The organism is Acidovorax sp. (assembly GCF_034519795.1).
Taxonomy (GTDB): Bacteria; Pseudomonadota; Gammaproteobacteria; order Burkholderiales; family Burkholderiaceae_C; genus Acidovorax.
This window is the reverse complement of sequence record NZ_JAXHOB010000024.1, coordinates 94,620-112,027: the sequence shown is the minus strand read 5'-3', so window position 1 is coordinate 112,027 and position 17,408 is coordinate 94,620. Positions and strand designations below refer to the sequence as shown.

The following is a 17,408-nucleotide window of genomic DNA, read 5'->3' as shown; positions in this document are numbered from 1 at the left end:
AAAAAACGACACCGCCGGGCGCAGGCCGGGCGGTGTCATGGACATGATTATGCCGCGTGTTGGGCGCGGGTCCAAGCACCCCAAAACACCCGCAGGAAGAGGGCCGTTTTTCAGTCCCGCCCGGCGCGCTCGATGCTGGCGGCTGCCAGCGCCGGGTCGGAAAAGCAGATCTCGTGGCTGCCCTGGCACTCCACCAGGCGGAACAGGCCCAGCCGCTCCGACAGCCTCGGGTGCCAGGGCAGGCTGTGGGGCAGCGCCACGTCCTGCTGGGCATTGAGGTAGCTCTTGCCGATCTCCAGTGCGGCCAGGGGCACCGGCAGGCGGGCCGGTTCGGTGAAGGTGCGGTAGGGGTGCGGGTTGAGCAGCGCATAGCTGCTTTTCGCCAGGGCCTCATCGGCATCGTTGATGAAGGCCTCGCGCCAGATGGGGTACGGCAGCATCACCGCATTGCCGTTGGCCGCCGCCACCTGGTCGAACAGCGCGCGGTAGTGGGGCGGCACCAGGTCGTTGAGGCATTCGCCGTCCTGCGGCACGAAGGCGTTCCAGTACACCAGCCGGCGGATGCGCCCCGGCAGCCGTGCAGGCATGTGGCTGATGACCATGCCGCCATAGCTGTGGCCGACCAGGCGTACCTGATCCAGGTTCTGCCCTTCGATGAAGGCCGCGAGCGAATCCACCGCGTCGGCCAGACCCGTGGCCGCGCGATCATCGCCCGGCCGGTTGCCGGCCAGCGTGGGGCAGTGCACGGTGTGGCCGCGTGTGCGCAAATGGCCCGCAGTGGCCTCCATCTCGGCGCCGGTGTGCCATGCGCCATGGACCAGGACATAGGTATCTGCCATCGTTGTCTCCTTCATCGGATTTGCCAGGCCGGGCGACATGCCCGGCCCTGGCGATAACCTTATGCAGAAGACGCGGGGCTGGATGGCCTGTATGTGCCAGCGTGCTGTGCCATGCGTGCCAGCAAATCAGCCGCCGCGCCGCCACTGGGCGGGTGGCACCCCCATGGCGCGCTGGAAGGCGCGCGCGAAGTGCGATGCATCGGCAAAACCGCAGCGCCGCCCGATCTCGGCCACCGCTACATGGGCCAGTTGGGGCCTGCGCAGCAGCTCGCCCGCACGCACGAGGCGCATCTGGCGCAGCGTGCCCGCAAAAGTGCCTCCCTGGGCCGCAAAGGCACGGTGCAGGGTGCGCAGGGAGACACCGGCCTCCTGCGCAAGCGCCTGGGCCGACACGCCTGGCTGGTCGATGCACCTGCGCAGCAGCGCGCACAGGTGGGCATGCAGGCCCTGCTGCGTCGAGGTCGTCGGCATCGCAGGCGGCTCCAGCGCAGCGCCCAGCAAGGCCCCCAGGTGGTCCGACAGCAGCGCGGGCGGCAGGGCCTTGGCCGAGGCCGGATCGCGCGCGAGCTGCACGGCCAGGGCGCCGAGGCTCTGGCCCCAGCCCTGGTCGCGCCAGGCCACACGGGGGCCGCGCGCCTCGGCCTGCGCCAGCCACTGGCCCAACCAGGCGCGTGGCAGCTGCAGCGAGACGCAGCCCACGCCTTCGGGAAAGTGCAGTTCGTAAGGCCGGGCCGAGTCCACCAGCACCACGTCACCCGCGCGCAGGTGGGCCACCTGCCCGTCCTGGCGCACATGCCACGCGCTCTCGGCCTGGGCAATCAGGTAGAACGGCAGGTTACGGCTGCGTGCAATGCCCGCTGGCGTGCGGTACACGTCCTGCGTGGAGGCGCGCACCTGGTTGACCGACAGGGCCTGCACCGCCAGGCTCTGCAGCACCCCGCCAAACACAGGGGCCTCGCGCGAGCTGCAGTCCATCTCCAGAAAGGCTTCGCAGATGGCGCCCACCCAGTAATCCAGGCGCGCCGCGGGCGCGACCACATCGGTCGTCCACTGGCGCAATGGCGACGGGGCGAAAGCATGGACTGCGGGCATGGTGCCAATCTAACGGCAAGCGCCACGGGCAGGCAACAGGGCTTGCCCGCCCCGCTGCGCCATGAAAAAAGCCCCGTGGAGGCAGCCAGGGCTGCGCTCCACGGGGCCTTGGTGCCGTTGCCGGCGCCGGATCAGGCGGCAGCCAACTGCGCGTGCAGCTCCTGCACCGAATACACGTCCAGGTTGTCCAGGTACTTCATGCCTTCCACGGCCGCCTCGGCACCGAAGATGGTGGTGAAGGTGGTCACGCGCGCCAGCAGCGAGGAGGTGCGGATGGTGCGCGAATCGGCGATCGCGTTGCGGCGCTCTTCCACGGTGTTGATGACCATCACGATCTCGTTGTTCTTGATCATGTCCACGATGTGCGGGCGGCCCTCGGTCACCTTGTTGACCACCTGCACCGCCACGCCGGCCGCATCGATGGCGGCGGCCGTGCCCTTGGTGGCCACGAGCTCGAAGCCCAGGGCCACGAGCTGGCGCGCAATGTCGACGGCACGCGGCTTGTCGGCGTTCTTCACGGTGAGGAACACCTTGCCCGAGGTGGGCAGCTTGGTGCCCGCGCCGAGCTGGCTCTTCACGAAGGCTTCGCCGAAGGTCTTGCCCACGCCCATGACTTCGCCGGTGGACTTCATCTCGGGGCCGAGGATGGTGTCCACGCCGGGGAACTTCACGAAGGGGAACACGGCCTCCTTCACGCTGAAGTACGGCGGCGTCACTTCCTTGGTGATGCCCTGCGAGGCCAGCGTCTGGCCGGCCATGCAGCGCGCGGCCACCTTGGCCAGTTGGATGCCGGTGGCCTTGCTCACGAATGGCACCGTGCGCGAGGCGCGCGGGTTCACTTCGAGCACGTAGATCACGTCCTTGCCATCGACTTCCTGGATGGCGAACTGCACGTTCATCAGGCCCACCACGCTCAGGCCTTCGGCCATGGCGGCCGTCTGGCGCTTGATCTCGTCGATGGTAGGCTGCGACAGGTAGTACGGGGGCAGCGAGCAGGCGGAGTCGCCGCTGTGCACGCCGGCCTGCTCGATGTGCTCCATCACGCCGCCGATGAAGGTGACACCGGCGGAGTCGCGCACGCAGTCCACGTCGCACTCGATGGCATTGCTCAGGAAGCGGTCGAGCAGCACCGGCGAGTCGTTGCTCACCTTCACGGCTTCGCGCATGTAGCGCTCAAGGTCGCGCTGCTCGTGCACGATTTCCATCGCGCGGCCGCCCAGCACGTAGCTGGGGCGCACCACCAGGGGGTAGCCCAGGGCGGCGGCCTTTTCCAGGGCTTCGGGCTCGGTGCGGGCCGTGGCGTTGGGCGGCTGGCGCAGGCCGAGCTCACCGAGCAGCTTCTGGAAGCGCTCGCGGTCTTCGGCCGCATCGATCATGTCGGGGCTGGTGCCGATGATCGGCACGCCTTCGGCTTCCAGGCCCAGGGCCAGCTTCAGGGGCGTCTGGCCGCCGTACTGCACGATCACGCCGACCGGCTTTTCCTTGTCCACGATCTCCAGCACGTCTTCCAGCGTCACGGGCTCGAAGTACAGGCGGTCGGAGGTGTCGTAGTCGGTGGAGACGGTCTCGGGATTGCAGTTGACCATGATGGTCTCGTAGCCGTCCTCGCGCATCGCCAACGCCGCGTGCACGCAGCAGTAGTCGAACTCGATGCCCTGGCCGATGCGGTTGGGACCGCCGCCAAGCACCATGATCTTCTTGTTGTTGGTCGGCTCGGCCTCGCACTCGTCCTCGTACGTGGAGTACAGGTAGGCGGTGTTGGTGGCGAACTCGGCCGCGCAGGTGTCCACGCGCTTGTACACCGGGCGCACGTTGAGCGCACGGCGCGCTTCGCGCACGGCCTTCTCGGTGGTCTTGAGCAGCTTGGCCAGGCGGCGGTCGGAAAAGCCCTTTTGCTTGAGCGTGCGCAGCGTGCTCGCATCGATCGCGGCCAGTGCGCCCTCGCCCTTCTCGGCCGCGAGCTGGTCGATATCGAGCTCGATCTTCACGATCTGCTCGATCTGCACCAGGAACCAGCGGTCGATCTTGGTCAGCTCGAACACCTCGTCGACCGACAGGCCCATGGCGAAGGCATCGCCCACATACCAGATGCGCTCGGGGCCGGGCTCGCCCAGCTCCTTTTCGAGCACTTCGCGGTCCTGGGTCTTCTCGTTCATGCCGTCCACGCCCACCTCCAGGCCGCGCAGGGCCTTCTGGAAGGATTCCTGGAAGGTGCGGCCCATGGCCATGACCTCGCCCACGGACTTCATCTGCGTGGTCAGGCGGCTGTCGGCCGTGGGGAACTTCTCGAACGCGAAGCGCGGGATCTTGGTGACCACGTAGTCGATGGAGGGCTCGAACGAAGCGGGCGTGACGCCGGCCGTGATCTCGTTGCGCAGCTCATCGAGCGTGTAGCCCACCGCCAGCTTGGCGGCCACCTTGGCGATCGGGAAACCCGTGGCCTTGGAGGCCAGCGCCGAGGAGCGCGAGACGCGCGGGTTCATCTCGATCACGACCATGCGGCCGTCCTTGGGGTTGATCGAGAACTGCACGTTGGAGCCGCCCGTGTCCACGCCGATCTCGCGCAGCACCGCCAGCGAGGCGTTGCGCATGATCTGGTATTCCTTGTCGGTCAGCGTCTGCGCGGGGGCCACGGTGATCGAGTCGCCGGTGTGCACGCCCATCGGGTCCAGGTTCTCGATGGAGCAGATGATGATGCAGTTGTCCGCCTTGTCGCGCACCACTTCCATCTCGTACTCTTTCCAGCCGAGCAGCGACTCTTCGATCAAGAGCTCGTTGGTGGGAGAGGCTTCCAGGCCGCGCTTGCAGATGGTCTCGAACTCTTCGGGGTTGTAGGCAATGCCGCCGCCCGTGCCGCCCAGCGTGAAGCTGGGGCGGATCACGGTGGGAAAGCCCACCTGCTTTTGCACGCCCCAGGCCTCTTCCATGCTGTGGGCGATGCCCGAGCGTGCCGAGCCCAGGCCGATCTTGGTCATCGCGTCCTTGAACTTCAGGCGGTCTTCGGCCTTGTCGATGGCCTCGGGCGTGGCGCCGATCAGCTCGACCTTGTACTTGTCGAGCACGCCGTGGTGCCACAGGTCCAGGGCGCAGTTGAGCGCCGTCTGCCCTCCCATGGTGGGCAGGATGGCGTCGGGGCGCTCCTTGGCGATGATCTTCTCGACCGTCTGCCAGGTGATGGGCTCGATGTAGGTCACGTCGGCCGTGGCCGGGTCGGTCATGATCGTCGCGGGGTTGCTGTTGATCAGGATGACCTTGTAGCCCTCTTCGCGCAGGGCCTTGCAGGCCTGCACGCCGGAGTAGTCGAACTCGCAGGCCTGGCCGATGATGATCGGGCCAGCGCCGATGATGAGGATGCTTTTGATGTCTGTACGTTTTGGCATGTTGCGTCGATCAGTCGATCGTGGGTTCGGCTGCCTGGGGGCTGGCGGGCGTGGCGGCTGCAGCAGCGTCGCGGCGCGTGTTGATCTTGGCGATGAGTGCCTGCGCGCGCTCGGGCGGCAGGTTCTTCTGCATCAGCTGCAGCAGTCCATCGCCCTGCACCAGGGGCAGCAGCACTTCGGTTTCCGCGTCATAGAACGTCGCGTCCCACTCGGCCATGGCTTCGGCGAAGGTCTCGTCGTCCCAGGTCTTGCCCTTGGCCACCAGCGTGACCAGCGGCATGGCCTTGTTCTCGATGAAGGACTTCTTGTAGGGCTTTTGCGCCCAGCGCTCGATGAACCATTCGCGGTGCGGCGACGGCAGGGTCAGCACGCGCTTGTGGATGGCTTTTTCGAGCGAAGCCTGTGGGAAGCTGAAGAGTTTCATGGCGCAGTTCCTTGGGTGGGCTTATTGGGTGCGCGCGCTCCGCATCGCGTCGGTGAAGCGGTCGAACAGGTAGGCGATGTCGTGCGGGCCGGGCGATGCCTCGGGGTGGCCCTGGAAGCAGAACGCCGGCTTGTCCGTGCGCACCAGTCCCTGCAGCGTGCCGTCGAACAGGCTCACGTGCGTGGCGCGCAGGTTGGCGGGCAATGAGTCCATCTCCACCGCGAAGCCGTGGTTCTGGCTGGTAATGCTCACGCGGCCGGTATCGAGATCCTTCACGGGGTGGTTGGCACCGTGGTGGCTGTGCGTCATCTTGAAGGTCTTGGCACCGGCGGCCAGGGCCATGATCTGGTGGCCCAGGCAGATGCCGAAAGTGGGCATGCCGCTCTCGACGATGGTGCGCGTGGCCTCGATGGCATAGTCGCAGGGCTGCGGGTCGCCAGGGCCGTTGGAGAGGAACACGCCATCGGGTTTCATGGCCAGCACTTCGGCGGCAGGCGTCTGCGCCGGCACCACGGTGACCTTGCAGCCGCGCTGGGCGAGCATGCGCAGGATGTTCTTCTTGACGCCGTAGTCGTAGGCCACCACGTGGAACTGCGGTGCATCGAGCCTGCCGTAGCCCTTGCCCAGCGCCCATTCGGTCTCGGTCCACTCGTAGGCGGTCTTGGTCGAGACCACCTTGGCCAGGTCCAGCCCGGCCATGTTGGGTGCGGCCTTGGCAGCGGCCAGGGCTTCGTCGATCAGCGCCTGCGTCACTTCCTGGCCTTCGGCCAGACCAACGATGGCGCCGTTCTGTGCGCCCTTTTCGCGCAGCAGGCGGGTGAGCTTGCGGGTGTCGATGTTGGAGATGGCCACGGTGCGTTCGCGCACCAGGTACTGCGACAGCGTTTCGGTGGAGCGGAAGTTGCTGGCCAGGAGCGGCAGATCCTTGATGATCAGGCCTGCGGCATGGACCTTGTCGGCTTCGATATCCTCGGGGCTGACGCCGTAGTTGCCGATGTGCGGATACGTCAGGGTGACGATCTGCTGGCAGTAGCTCGGGTCGGTAAGGATTTCCTGGTAGCCGGTGATGGAGGTGTTGAACACCACCTCGCCGACGGTGGTGCCGGTGGCACCGATCGAATTGCCGATAAAGACCGTGCCGTCTGCGAGCGCCAGGATGGCGGGCGGGAAGGTTCCCTTGAGAGACAAAAGCACTGGGTTCTCCGAATGGTTACGGTCGCCCGGAGTCGCAGGAAGAGGTCCTGGGACTGCTGTTTGTGGGAGGTTTGCTTTGGGTGCGGCCGGGCGACGTGTTTGCGGGAAAGCCTCCAATTGTAGCCTGAGAGGCCCATCTTGCCGGATTGACCCGCCCTATTGCCCCTCATTTGGCGCCACTTGCGGGCTGCCGGGCCGCAGCCCAATGGTCACCCAGGCTCTGCGCTGCGCTATCACTTGCATAGCAATTTTGATTGTAACAAGCGGCGACAGCTGGTGCCTGTGTCTGCGCTGCTGTTTGCGACGGCACTGCACCGCACGGGGCAATGGCCCTCCCCCGACGCCGACACGGGATCCGAGACGCTTTTCACGAACCGACACAACTTGTCGGCGCGCCGGGCGGGCCGCGACAGGACCCTCCGCTAGACTTTCCGGCATCGTTTGACACCACCAAGAGAGACGGGATGACCAAGACTTCGATCGCGCTGGCGTGCGCACTGATTTCCACACTGGCAAGCGCGCAGGACCTGGCGGCCTACCCGCAGGTGTTCTCGGGACCGCAGGGCCTGGAAGTGGTGCTGGCACCGACCACGGACGGCAAGGCCGCACTGATGCGCGTGAGCGGCGTCAACCACCCCATCGACAAGGTGATCTTTCTGGGCAAGCTGGAGCAGCGTGGCAGCGGCGGCGAGGCCTACGTGACCACTCTCGACGGCCGTGACTGGGGCCTGGTGCACAAGCAGGCCAACCGCTATGGCGGCGGTGAGCGCCATGTCACCTACCTGCCGGGCCGCCAGGGCGCGGTGGACCTGGCCTTCGACGAAAAGAAGAGCAAGGCCCTGAACACCGCCGAGTTCAAGGCTGCCTACGCGCGCCAGCAAAAGGACGGCGTGCAGGAGAAGCTGGCCCGCTTCGACCGCGACAAGCACCTGGCCTCGGCGCAGGCGGATCTGGCCAACACCGACACCTCGGCCAGCGCCGCCTGCGGCAGCCCGGTGAAGACGGCAGTGGACTGGAAGTCCATCGACGATGACAAGCTCAAGAAGCTCAGCATTGCCAGCTTCTGCGGCGAGGTGGCCTCGCAGATGGACAGCATGTGCAAGGGCCATGCCGGATTCAAGGCCAAGGCCGCGTCGCTGGGCCAGGTCCAGTGCCAGTTCGGCGCCGAGATGAAGCTGCGTGTGGAGGGCCAGAAGCTGGTATTCACCACGCACCAGGATGCGCCCAACCAGGGCGACTTCGTGCAGCAGTTCCTGCGCAACCAATAAGCCGGCAGGAGCGCCGCTCAGCGCCCCGCCGCCAGCGCGCGTTGCGCTGCGCTCGCGTGCAGGCAGATGGCCGCCGCGGCGCCCACGTTGAGCGACTCCTCTCCGCCGGGCTGGGCGATGCGGATGTGTTGCGCGGCACGCTCCTGCAGCACCGGGCCCACGCCCTGCCCTTCATGGCCCATGACCCAGGCGCAGGGCCAGGGCAGGTCGGCACGGTGCAGGTAGTCACCCTGGTGCGAACTGGTGACGAGCATGGGCAGCTGCAGGCCCGCCAGGTCCTCGTTGGCCAGGCCCTCGACCAGTTCGAGCGCAAAATGCGCCCCCATGCCAGCGCGCAGCACCTTGGGCGACCACAGCGCGGCGCTGCCCTTGAGCGCCAGCACCTGCCGAAAGCCAAAGGCCGAGGCACTCCGCAGGATGGAGCCCACGTTGCCCGCATCCTGCACACGGTCGAGCACCACGGCGGCCACGCCGGGCCGGGGGGCCTTGCCTTCGGGCAGGTCGAGCACGAAACCCATCTTCGCTGGCGACTCCAGGCCGCTGATGTCGGCAAACAGCGCGTCGGCCAGCACCACCACCCTGGGCGCCGCCTGGCCCCACTCGGGCTGGGCCGCGGGCCACAGCGATTCGGCGAACACCGCCACGGCAGGCGCCACGCCGCGCTCCAGCGCCGCGCGGCACAGGTGATCGCCTTCGAGCCAGACACGGCCCTGCTTGCGGTAGGCGCCGTTGTCCTGCGCCAGGCGGCGCAGGTCCTTGACCCAGGCGTTGTCGCGCGAGTGGATGGTGGTGATGGAAGATGATGTCATGGGGCGGAAAAAAGCGGCCGCAGGCCGCCGGGCATCATGCGCTGATGCCTTCGAAGGCGGGCTGCACCAGCACCTGCGCCACGGGCGCGAACGAGCGCCGGTGGTGGATGCAGGCGCCATGGGCACGCAGGGCTTGCATGTGCACCACCGTGCCATAGCCCTTGTGGGCCGAGAAGCCATAGTGCGGAAAATGCGCGTGCACCTCCTCGCACCAGCGGTCGCGGTGGACCTTGGCGAGGATGGAAGCGGCGGAGATGGACTTGACCAGCGCATCGCCCTTGACGATGGCCTCGGAGGGCACATCGAGCCGGGGCAGCTGGTTGCCGTCCACCAGCACGCGCACGGGTTTCAGGCGCAGGCCCATGACGGCACGGCGCATGGCCAGCAGCGTGGCCTGCAGGATGTTCAATCGATCGATTTCCTCCACGCTGGCCTCGGCAATGGCAAAGCACAAGGCCTTGGCGCGGATCTCGTCGAACAGGGCCTCCCGGCGCAGCGCCGTGAGCTTCTTGGAGTCATCGAGCCCGGCGATGGGGCGCAGGTCGTCGAGGATGACGGCAGCCGCGACCACGGGCCCGGCCAGCGGGCCGCGGCCGGCCTCGTCCACGCCGGCCACCAGGCCGGGCGGGTGCCAGTCCAGGCTCACCTGTTCAGACAGCAGCGGCGGTGGCAAGGATTTTCTCGATCGCATCGGCAGCCAATTGGGAAGTGTCGCGCCGCAAGCTTGCATGCAGCGCGGAAAAACGCTGTTCCAAAGCCGTGATGGTAGCGGGATGCTGCACTTTTGCGTCAAACCATTGCAGCGTCGCATCGCACAGCGCCTGCGGCGTGGCGGCATCCTGGATCAGTTCAGGCACGACGAACTCGCCGCACAGGATGTTGGGCAAGCCCACCCACGGCTGCAGCTGCTTGCGCTTCATGAGCCACCAGCTCAAGGGGTGCATGTGGTAGCCGATGACCATGGGGCGCTTGAACAAGGCCGCCTCCAGGGTGGCCGTGCCGCTGGCGATCAGCGTCACATCGCACGCCGCCAGCACGGCGTGCGACTGGCCGGTGACGATCTGCAGCACATCGGCCACGCCGTGTGCGCGCGCGGCTTCTTCGATGCGCGATTGCAGCGCGGGCACGGCCGGCACCACCATGCGCAGCTTCGGGCGTGCTTGGCGCAGCAACGCGGCAGCCTGGAAAAAAGCGGGGGCGATGTACTGCACCTCGGCAGAGCGGCTGCCGGGCAGGATGGCCAGCACCTCATCGGCATCCGCCAGGCCCAGGCGCGCACGCGCAGCGCTGCGGTCCGGCACCTCGGGGATCACGCTGGCCAGCGGGTGGCCGACGTAGGTGGCAGCAATGCCATGGCGCGCGAGCAGTTCGGGCTCGAACGGGAAGATGCACAGCACATGGCCGGCGCTCTTGCGGATCTTCTCGACGCGGTCGGCCCGCCAGGCCCAGATGGAGGGGCAGACGAAGTGCACCGTGGGGATGCCGGCGGCGCGCAGGTCGGCCTCCAGCCCCAGGTTGAAATCGGGCGCATCCACGCCGATGAAGATGTCGGGCCGCTCGGCCAGCAGGCGTGTGCGCAGTTGCTTGCGGATGCCCAGCAGCTCGCGCAGGCGGCGAAACACCTCCATGCTGTAGCCGTGCACGGCCAGCTTGTCGCTGGGCCACCAGGCCGTGAAGCCGCGCCGGGCCATCTGCGGCCCGCCGATGCCATGGGCGGTGGTGGCCGGCCAGCGGGCCTGCACACCATCGAGCAGCAGGCCGGCCAGCAGGTCGCCCGAGGCTTCGCCAGCGACCATCGCCACGCGGGGCGCCTTGTCCTTCATGCAGCAGTCTCTTGGTGGGGGATCAGCGCGCGATGCCGTGGGCCGCGCTGCCGAGGAAAGCATCCATCAGCGCCACGTCGCCAGCCGCCTCGGGCATGTCCTGCGCCAGGGCGAGAATCTGCTTGCGCGCCTCGTCCAGGGTCAGGCCCTGGCGGTACAGCAGCTTGTGCATCTCGCGGATGGCAGCGATGCGCTGGGCCGAGAAATCGCGCCGGCGCAGGCCCACCAGGTTCACGCCGCGCACGGCCAGCGGACTGCCGTCCACCACCATGTAGGGCGGCACGTCCTTGTTGACGTGGCTGGAAAAACCGACCATGGTGTGTGCACCGACACGCATGCGCTGCAGCACGCCCGTGAGACCGCCCACGGTGGCCCAGTCGCCCACCTCCACGTGGCCGGCCAGCGTGGTGTTGTTGGCCAGGGTGGTCTGGTGGCCGATGGTGCAGTCGTGCGCCACGTGCACGTAGGCCATGATCCAGTTGTCGTCGCCCACCGTGGTCTCGCCGCAGTCCTGCACCGTGCCGGTGTTCAGCGTGCAGAACTCGCGGATGGTGTTGCGGTCGCCGATCACCAGGCGGGTGGCTTCACCGGCGTACTTCTTGTCCTGCGGAGCGGCACCCAGCGAGGCGAACTGGAAAATGCGGTTGTCCTGGCCGATGGTGGTGTGCCCCTCGACGACGCAGTGCGCACCCAGCGTGGTGCCGGCACCGATCACCACGTTGGGCCCGATCACGGCATACGGCCCGACCAGCACCGAAGGGTCCAGGCGGGCGCCCTCGGCGACCACGGCGGTGGGATGGATATTGCTCACGTTCGACACCGACTGGAAGGAATCAACCCACCTGGCGCATGGTGCACATGAGTTCGGCCTCGCAGGCCACCTCGTCGCCCACACTGGCCAGGCCCTTGAACTTCCAGATGCCGCCGCGCACGCGGTCGATGGTGATCGTGAGGATCAGTTGATCGCCCGGCTCCACCGGCCGCTTGAAGCGCGCACCGTCGATGCCGACGAAGTAGTAGATATTGTTCTCGTCCGGCACCTTGCCCATGGCATCGAAGGCCAGCAGCCCGGCGGCCTGGGCCAGGGCTTCGAGGATCAGCACACCGGGCATCACCGGACGGCCCGGGAAGTGCCCCATGAAGTACGGCTCGTTGAAGGTGACGTTCTTGATCGCCTTGATGCGGGTGTTGCTCTCCAACTCGATCACCTTGTCCACCAGCAGGAAGGGGTAGCGGTGCGGCAGTTGCTTGAGAATCGCGTGAATATCCATCATCGAGTTGTTCTTCCGTTCATGCTGCCTTGAGAGCCTGCTCCAGCGCCTTGATGCGCTCTCGCAAGCTGTGCAGTTGTTTGAGTGTTGCAGCGTTTTTTTCCCACCGCGCATTGTCGTCGATGGGGAACATGCCGGTGTACTGGCCAGGCCGGGTCAGCGAGCGGGTGACGACCGTGGCCGCCGAAATGTGCACGTTGTCCGCCAGTTCCAGGTGGCCCAGCACGATGGCGCCACCACCCACGGTGCAGTGCGCGCCGATGGTCGCGCTGCCGGCCACGCCGACGCAACCGGCCATGGCCGCATGCTTGCCGATGTGCACGTTGTGGCCGATCTGGATCAGGTTGTCGAGCTTGACACCATCCTCGATGACGGTGTCGTCCAGCGCCCCGCGGTCGATGCAGGTGTTGGCACCGATCTCGACATCGTTGCCGATGCGCACCGCGCCCAGCTGCTCGATTTTGACCCACTGGCCCTTCTCGGGCGCAAAGCCGAATCCGTCAGCACCGATCACCACGCCCGCGTGGACGATGCAGCGCTCGCCGATGCGGCAATCCTCACCGACCGTGACGCGGGATTTGAGCACCGTGCCCGCACCGATGTGCGCACCGCGCTCGACCACGCACAAGGGGCCGATGGTGGCACTGGGATGCACCTGCGCCGACGCATCGACCACCGCGCTGGCATGCACCCCACCCTGCCCTGCAGGTGCCGTGTGCTGGCGCCACAACTGCGTGGCGCGGGCGAAGTAGACATAGGGGTTGTCCGCCACGATGCAGGCGCCGCGTGCGACGGCGGCCTCGCGCATCGCCGGGGCCACAATGACACAGGCCGCCCGGGAGGCGGCCAGTTGCTGCTGGTAGCGGGGGTTGCTCAGGAAGCTGAGGTCACCCGGCCCCGCAACCTCCAGGGGTGCGATGCGGGAGATGACGGTATCACCCGCCCCCCCCTCCAGCGTGCCCCCCAGCGCATCGACGATGTGCCCGAGACGCAAGCTCACACGCCACCTGCCCAGCGCTGGAGCCGCTGCTTACTTGGCAGGCGCTGCATTGAGCGCCTTGATCACCTTGTCGGTGATGTCGTGCTTGGGATTGATGTAGGCGACTTCCTGCAGGATCACGTCGTACTTCTCGGCCTCGGCGACCTGCTTGACGACCTTGTTGGCGCGCTCCTGCAAGGCTGCGTACTCTTCGTTGCGGCGCGCATTCAGGTCTTCCTGGATCTCGCGGCGCTTGCGCTGGAAGTCACGGTCCTGGTCCACCAGTTGGCGCTGGCGGATGGCGCGCTGGCTTTCGGCCAGCGTAGGGGCTTCGCGCTCGAATTTTTCGGAGGCGGTCTTCAGGGCATTGCCCATCTCCACGAGATCCTTTTCGCGGCGCGTGAATTCCTGCTCGAGCTTGGCCGACGCCGCCTTGGCCGAGTTGGCCTCGCGCAGGATGCGGTCGGTATTGATGAAACCGGCCCTGAAGGACTCTTGGGCTTGCGCGGGAACCGCCATGGCAAGGCTGCCAAGCAACATGACCAGGGCGAAATGGCGGGAAAGGGAGTTCATTAGAAAGACGTTCCAATCTGGAATTGCAGTTTCTGGATTCTATCGCCAGCAAACTTGCGCACCGGTTGTGCAAAGGCAAGACGCAACGGGCCCAGTGGGGAAATCCAGCTCAGGCCCAGCCCCACGGAGGCTCGCATGTCGTTGGCGGTTACTTTTTCATGCTCGCCATACACATTGCCTACATCCAGGAAGGTAAAGACGCGCAGCGTACGGTCGTTGCCCGCACCCGGGAAGGGCGCGATCAACTCGGCATTGAGGGTGACCTTCTTCGGGCCACCCAGGGAGGAGCCCGTCACGTCGCGCGGGCCCAGGGTGCCCTGGTCGAAACCACGCACCGAGCCGAGACCGCCCGAGTAGAAGTTCTTGAACACGGGGAACGGCCGGCCATTGAGGCCCTTGCCGATGCCCAGTTCACCGTTGAAGGCCAGCGTGAAGCGCTTGTTCAGCGGAACATACTGCTGGTACTGGTAGTTGGCGCGCACGTAGCGGGCGTCGCCCGCCACCGACCATTCGGAGTTCAGGCGCTGGTAGCGGCCCGAGTTGGGGGCCAGCGCGCTGTCGCGGTCATCGCGCGACCAGCCAATGGTCAGCGGGATCGAGGTGCTCTTGTAGCCGAAGTTGTCGGCATAGGACAGGTAGGTGGCCGGGATGTTGGTGCCGGGCTTGATGGTGGTCTGCTCCAGGCCGGCCCCGAAGAACACCGTATCCGTCTCGCTGAAGGGCACGCCAAAGCGCATCGAACCACCGGTGGTCACCAGTTGGTAGTTGCCGCCCTGGTCCTCGTAAGGCTTGTCGGTGCGGTAGTACAGGTCCACCGTGCGCGAGATGCCTTCGTCGGTGAAGTAGGGGTTGGTGGTGCTGAACACCAGCGTGCGGCGGTACTTGCTGGTGTTGACGTCCACGCCTAGGTAGTTGCCCGAGCCGAAGAAGTTTTCCTGCTTGATGCCGAAGGACAGGGACACCTTCTCGGCGCTCGAGAAGCCCACGCCCATCTGCAGCGAGCCCGTGGGCTTTTCGGCCACGTTGATCACCAGGTCCACCTGGTCGGGCGAGCCGGGCACCTCCTGCGTCTCGACGTTGACTTCGGTGAAGAAGCCCAGGCGGTCGACGCGGTCGCGCGAGAGGCGGATGCGTTCGCCGTCGTACCAGGAGGCCTCGTACTGGCGGAATTCGCGGCGGATCACTTCATCGCGCGTGCGGTTGTTGCCGCTCACGTTGATGCGGCGCACATAGGCGCGGCGCGAAGGCTCGACCTGCAGCACCAGGGCCACGCGGTTGTTCTCGCGGTCGATCTCGGGCACGGCCTCCACGCGCGCAAAGGCGAAGCCGAAGCGGCCGAAGTACTCGGAGAAGGCCTTGGTCGTCTCGGTCACCTGGTCGGCGTTGTAGGGCTCACCGGGGCGAATGGTGATCAACGACTTGAATTCATCCTCGCGCTCCAGGTAGTTGCCTTCGAGCTTGACACCCGAGACCACGAAGCGCTCGCCTTCGACCACGTTCACGGTGATCGAGATGCCCTGTTTGTCGGGCGAGATCGCGACCTGGGTGGACTCCACGCGGAACTCCAGGTAGCCGCGCTGCAGGTAGTAGGTGCGCAGGGTTTCCAGGTCGGCATTGAGCTTGGCACGCGAGTAGCGGTCGGACTTGGTGTACCAGCTGAGCCAGCCACCCGTGTCCTGGTCGAACAGGCCCTTGAGCGTGGATTCGCTGAAGGCCTTGTTGCCGACGATGCGCACCTCGTTGATGCGCGCAGGCTCGCCCTCGACGACCGAGAACGTGAGGTTCACGCGGTTGCGCTCGATGGGCGTCACCGTGGTCACCACCTCGGCGCCGTACAGGCTCTTGTTGATGTACTGGCGCTTGAGCTCCTGCTCGGCGCGGTCGGTCAGCGCCTTGTCGTAGGGACGGCCTTCGGTCAGGCCGACTTCGCGCATGCTCTTCTTGAGGGCATCCTTGTCGAACTCGCGCGTGCCCGCGAAGTCCACGTCGGCGATGGTGGGGCGCTCCTCGACCACCACCACCAGCACATTGCCCGAGGCTTCCAGGCGCACGTCCTTGAACAGGCCCAGGCCGAACAGCGCGCGGATGGCCGCAGCGCCCTTTTCGTCGTTGTAGTCATCGCCCACGCGCAGGGGCATGGATGCGAAGATGGTGCCGGGCTCCACGCGCTGCAGGCCCTCCACGCGGATGTCCTGCACCTTGAAAGGCTCCAGTGCCCACGCCGCGTTGGCGACAAAGACCATGGCTGCAATGGCCGATGCGGTACGCACGCCCAGGCGATTGATTGGATTTTTCATGAATGAAGCTGGAGCCGCCCTTGCAAGGCAAGGGCAGAAAAATGGTTAGCCAAAAAGCCGGGTGATATCGTTGAACAGGGCAATGGACATCATCAGGAGCAGCACCGCGACACCACCGCGCTGCAGCCGCTCCAGCCATGCGTCCGACACTTGCTTGCCCGTCACGCCCTCCCAAAGATAATACATCAGGTGCCCACCGTCCAAAACAGGCAGCGGCAGCAGGTTCAGCACCCCCAGGCTCACGCTGATCAGCGCCAGGAACACCAGGTACTGCGTGAGGCCCAGGCTCGCCGAACGGCCGGCGTAATCCGCAATGGTCAAGGGCCCGCTGAGGTTCTTGAGCGAAGCCTCGCCGATCACCATGCGCCCCATCATCTTCAAGGTGAGCAGCGAGACATCCCAGGTCTTGACCACGCCGGTCCAGAAACCCTCGATCACGCCGTATTCAACGGTTACAAATTCGGGCGATGCCCCCACGTAGGCACCGATGCGGCCGACCGTTGCGCCGAGCTCGGGATGGGCATCGGGCAACACCTCCAGCGTGAGCGAACTACCGCCGCGGTTGACCAGCCAGGGTTGCGCCAGCGGCTCCGTGCCACGCATGGACTGGCGGATCAGCTCGCGCAGCTGCTGGCCGTCGACCACCTCGGTGGCGCCGATCTTGAGCACCACATCCCCCTGCTGCAGGCCCGCGCGCTCTGCCGCGCCCTTGGCCATCACCTCGCCCAGCACCGGGCGGGTCCAGGGGCCGAGGATGCCGATCTTGCGGAACAGCTGGGCATCGGCCTCGCGTGCGTCGATCCTGGACATGTCCAGCACCAGCTCGCGGTGCGCGCCGGTCTGCGGCTGCACGTCCAGGCGCACGGGTTCACCCTCCAGCGCGCCACGGGTCAGCAGCCAGCGCAGGTCTTCGAACGAGCGCACGGGCTCCAGCTCGTCCGAACCCAGGGCCGCGCGCTGCACCAGCTCGCCGCCACGCAAGCCGGCCGCCTGTGCCACCGAGCCAGCCACGGGGCTGGCCAGCACGGCCTTGGGCTCCTCGACGCCATTCCAGTTGACGATGGAGTAAAGCAGCACCGCCAGCAACAGGTTGGCAAGCGGGCCGGCGACCACGATGGCCGCGCGCGAGCGCAGCGGCTGGGTGTTGAAGGCCAGGTGGCGCTCTTCGGGCGCCACGGGCGCCTCGCGCTCGTCGAGCATGCGCACATAACCGCCCAGCGGGAAGGCACCGAGCACGAACTCGGTCGGCGAGCCCTTTGGCCGCCAGGTGAACAGCGGCTTGCCGAAGCCCACCGAAAAGCGCAACACCTTGACACCGCAGGCCACAGCCACGCGGTAGTGGCCGTACTCGTGCACGGCAATCAGCAGCCCCAGGGCAACAATGAACGCAACAAGGGTCAGCAGCATGGAAGGCTCCGTGGGTCAACAGGGACAGCAGCGGCGGCCATCGAATGGGGTC

General features: G+C 66.5%; 15 protein-coding genes. 1 reads left to right on the top strand and 14 read right to left on the bottom strand.

Annotation, left to right across the window (positions count from 1 at the left end):
- Window positions 1–110 precede the first annotated feature (110 nt).
- The 5 genes from U5N23_RS26855 to carA all read right to left on the bottom strand — a co-directional run bounded on the left by U5N23_RS26855 (window position 111) and on the right by carA (window position 6,929).
- Window positions 111–839, bottom strand: a complete 729-nt coding sequence (locus U5N23_RS26855; RefSeq protein ID WP_322595761.1) for an alpha/beta hydrolase — start codon at window positions 837–839, stop codon at window positions 111–113.
- Between the two features lie 126 nt (window positions 840–965).
- Window positions 966–1,931, bottom strand: coding sequence for a helix-turn-helix domain-containing protein (locus tag U5N23_RS26850; protein WP_322595760.1), 966 nt, complete (start codon window positions 1,929–1,931; stop codon window positions 966–968).
- A 131-nt stretch (window positions 1,932–2,062) separates the two neighbouring features.
- Window positions 2,063–5,311, bottom strand: a complete 3,249-nt coding sequence (gene carB, locus U5N23_RS26845) for a carbamoyl-phosphate synthase large subunit (RefSeq protein ID WP_322595759.1) — start codon at window positions 5,309–5,311, stop codon at window positions 2,063–2,065.
- 10 nt (window positions 5,312–5,321) lie between these two features.
- Window positions 5,322–5,735 (bottom strand): hypothetical protein, encoded by a 414-nt coding sequence (locus U5N23_RS26840; RefSeq protein ID WP_322595758.1) that lies wholly within the window; start codon window positions 5,733–5,735, stop codon window positions 5,322–5,324.
- A gap of 21 nt (window positions 5,736–5,756) precedes the next feature.
- On the bottom strand, window positions 5,757–6,929 hold the full coding sequence (gene carA / locus U5N23_RS26835) for a glutamine-hydrolyzing carbamoyl-phosphate synthase small subunit (protein ID WP_322595757.1): 1,173 nt from the start codon (window positions 6,927–6,929) through the stop codon (window positions 5,757–5,759).
- Window positions 6,930–7,393: 464 nt separating this feature from the next.
- Here carA and U5N23_RS26830 point away from each other — a divergent pair, with 464 nt between their 5' ends.
- Entirely contained in the window at window positions 7,394–8,197 is an 804-nt protein-coding gene (locus U5N23_RS26830; protein ID WP_322595756.1) for a hypothetical protein, read from the top strand.
- A 17-nt stretch (window positions 8,198–8,214) separates the two neighbouring features.
- Here the strand turns inward: U5N23_RS26830 and U5N23_RS26825 are convergent, their stop codons facing one another.
- The 9 genes from U5N23_RS26825 to rseP are packed head-to-tail and all read right to left on the bottom strand — an operon-like array spanning window position 8,215 to window position 17,356.
- Window positions 8,215–9,006, bottom strand: coding sequence for an RNA methyltransferase (locus tag U5N23_RS26825; RefSeq protein ID WP_322595755.1), 792 nt, complete (start codon window positions 9,004–9,006; stop codon window positions 8,215–8,217).
- 34 nt (window positions 9,007–9,040) lie between these two features.
- Entirely contained in the window at window positions 9,041–9,697 is a 657-nt protein-coding gene (gene rnhB, locus U5N23_RS26820) for a ribonuclease HII (RefSeq protein ID WP_322595754.1), read from the bottom strand.
- Complete coding sequence (gene lpxB, locus U5N23_RS26815; protein ID WP_322595753.1) at window positions 9,657–10,829, bottom strand: lipid-A-disaccharide synthase; 1,173 nt, start codon at window positions 10,827–10,829, stop codon at window positions 9,657–9,659. The genes rnhB and lpxB overlap by 41 nt, the downstream gene beginning before the upstream one ends.
- 22 nt (window positions 10,830–10,851) lie before the next feature.
- Window positions 10,852–11,649 carry an acyl-ACP--UDP-N-acetylglucosamine O-acyltransferase gene (lpxA, locus tag U5N23_RS26810; RefSeq protein WP_322595752.1) on the bottom strand — a complete coding sequence of 266 codons (798 nt, stop codon included), beginning with the start codon at window positions 11,647–11,649 and terminating at the stop codon, window positions 10,852–10,854.
- Window positions 11,650–11,662: 13 nt separating this feature from the next.
- Complete coding sequence (fabZ, locus tag U5N23_RS26805; RefSeq protein ID WP_322595751.1) at window positions 11,663–12,103, bottom strand: 3-hydroxyacyl-ACP dehydratase FabZ; 441 nt, start codon at window positions 12,101–12,103, stop codon at window positions 11,663–11,665.
- A gap of 16 nt (window positions 12,104–12,119) precedes the next feature.
- Window positions 12,120–13,100, bottom strand: coding sequence for a UDP-3-O-(3-hydroxymyristoyl)glucosamine N-acyltransferase (gene lpxD / locus U5N23_RS26800; RefSeq protein ID WP_322595750.1), 981 nt, complete (start codon window positions 13,098–13,100; stop codon window positions 12,120–12,122).
- A gap of 30 nt (window positions 13,101–13,130) precedes the next feature.
- Window positions 13,131–13,652 (bottom strand): OmpH family outer membrane protein, encoded by a 522-nt coding sequence (locus tag U5N23_RS26795; protein WP_322595749.1) that lies wholly within the window; start codon window positions 13,650–13,652, stop codon window positions 13,131–13,133.
- On the bottom strand, window positions 13,652–15,949 hold the full coding sequence (gene bamA / locus U5N23_RS26790; protein WP_322595748.1) for an outer membrane protein assembly factor BamA: 2,298 nt from the start codon (window positions 15,947–15,949) through the stop codon (window positions 13,652–13,654). Before bamA ends, U5N23_RS26795 begins: the two co-directional genes overlap by 1 nt.
- A 45-nt stretch (window positions 15,950–15,994) precedes the next feature.
- Entirely contained in the window at window positions 15,995–17,356 is a 1,362-nt protein-coding gene (gene rseP / locus U5N23_RS26785; RefSeq protein ID WP_322595747.1) for an RIP metalloprotease RseP, read from the bottom strand.
- Window positions 17,357–17,408 lie beyond the last annotated feature (52 nt).

Coding starts and splice junctions, on each gene's coding strand:
- U5N23_RS26855 (WP_322595761.1), bottom strand. CDS start 839: ATGGCAGATACCTATGTCCTGGTCCATGGCGCATGGCACACCGGCGCC.
- U5N23_RS26850 (WP_322595760.1), bottom strand. CDS start 1,931: ATGCCCGCAGTCCATGCTTTCGCCCCGTCGCCATTGCGCCAGTGGACG.
- carB (WP_322595759.1), bottom strand. CDS start 5,311: ATGCCAAAACGTACAGACATCAAAAGCATCCTCATCATCGGCGCTGGC.
- U5N23_RS26840 (WP_322595758.1), bottom strand. CDS start 5,735: ATGAAACTCTTCAGCTTCCCACAGGCTTCGCTCGAAAAAGCCATCCAC.
- U5N23_RS26830 (WP_322595756.1), top strand. CDS start 7,394: ATGACCAAGACTTCGATCGCGCTGGCGTGCGCACTGATTTCCACACTG.
- U5N23_RS26825 (WP_322595755.1), bottom strand. CDS start 9,006: ATGACATCATCTTCCATCACCACCATCCACTCGCGCGACAACGCCTGG.
- rnhB (WP_322595754.1), bottom strand. CDS start 9,697: ATGCGATCGAGAAAATCCTTGCCACCGCCGCTGCTGTCTGAACAGGTG.
- lpxB (WP_322595753.1), bottom strand. CDS start 10,829: ATGAAGGACAAGGCGCCCCGCGTGGCGATGGTCGCTGGCGAAGCCTCG.
- fabZ (WP_322595751.1), bottom strand. CDS start 12,103: ATGATGGATATTCACGCGATTCTCAAGCAACTGCCGCACCGCTACCCC.
- U5N23_RS26795 (WP_322595749.1), bottom strand. CDS start 13,652: ATGAACTCCCTTTCCCGCCATTTCGCCCTGGTCATGTTGCTTGGCAGC.
- bamA (WP_322595748.1), bottom strand. CDS start 15,949: ATGAAAAATCCAATCAATCGCCTGGGCGTGCGTACCGCATCGGCCATT.
- rseP (WP_322595747.1), bottom strand. CDS start 17,356: ATGCTGCTGACCCTTGTTGCGTTCATTGTTGCCCTGGGGCTGCTGATT.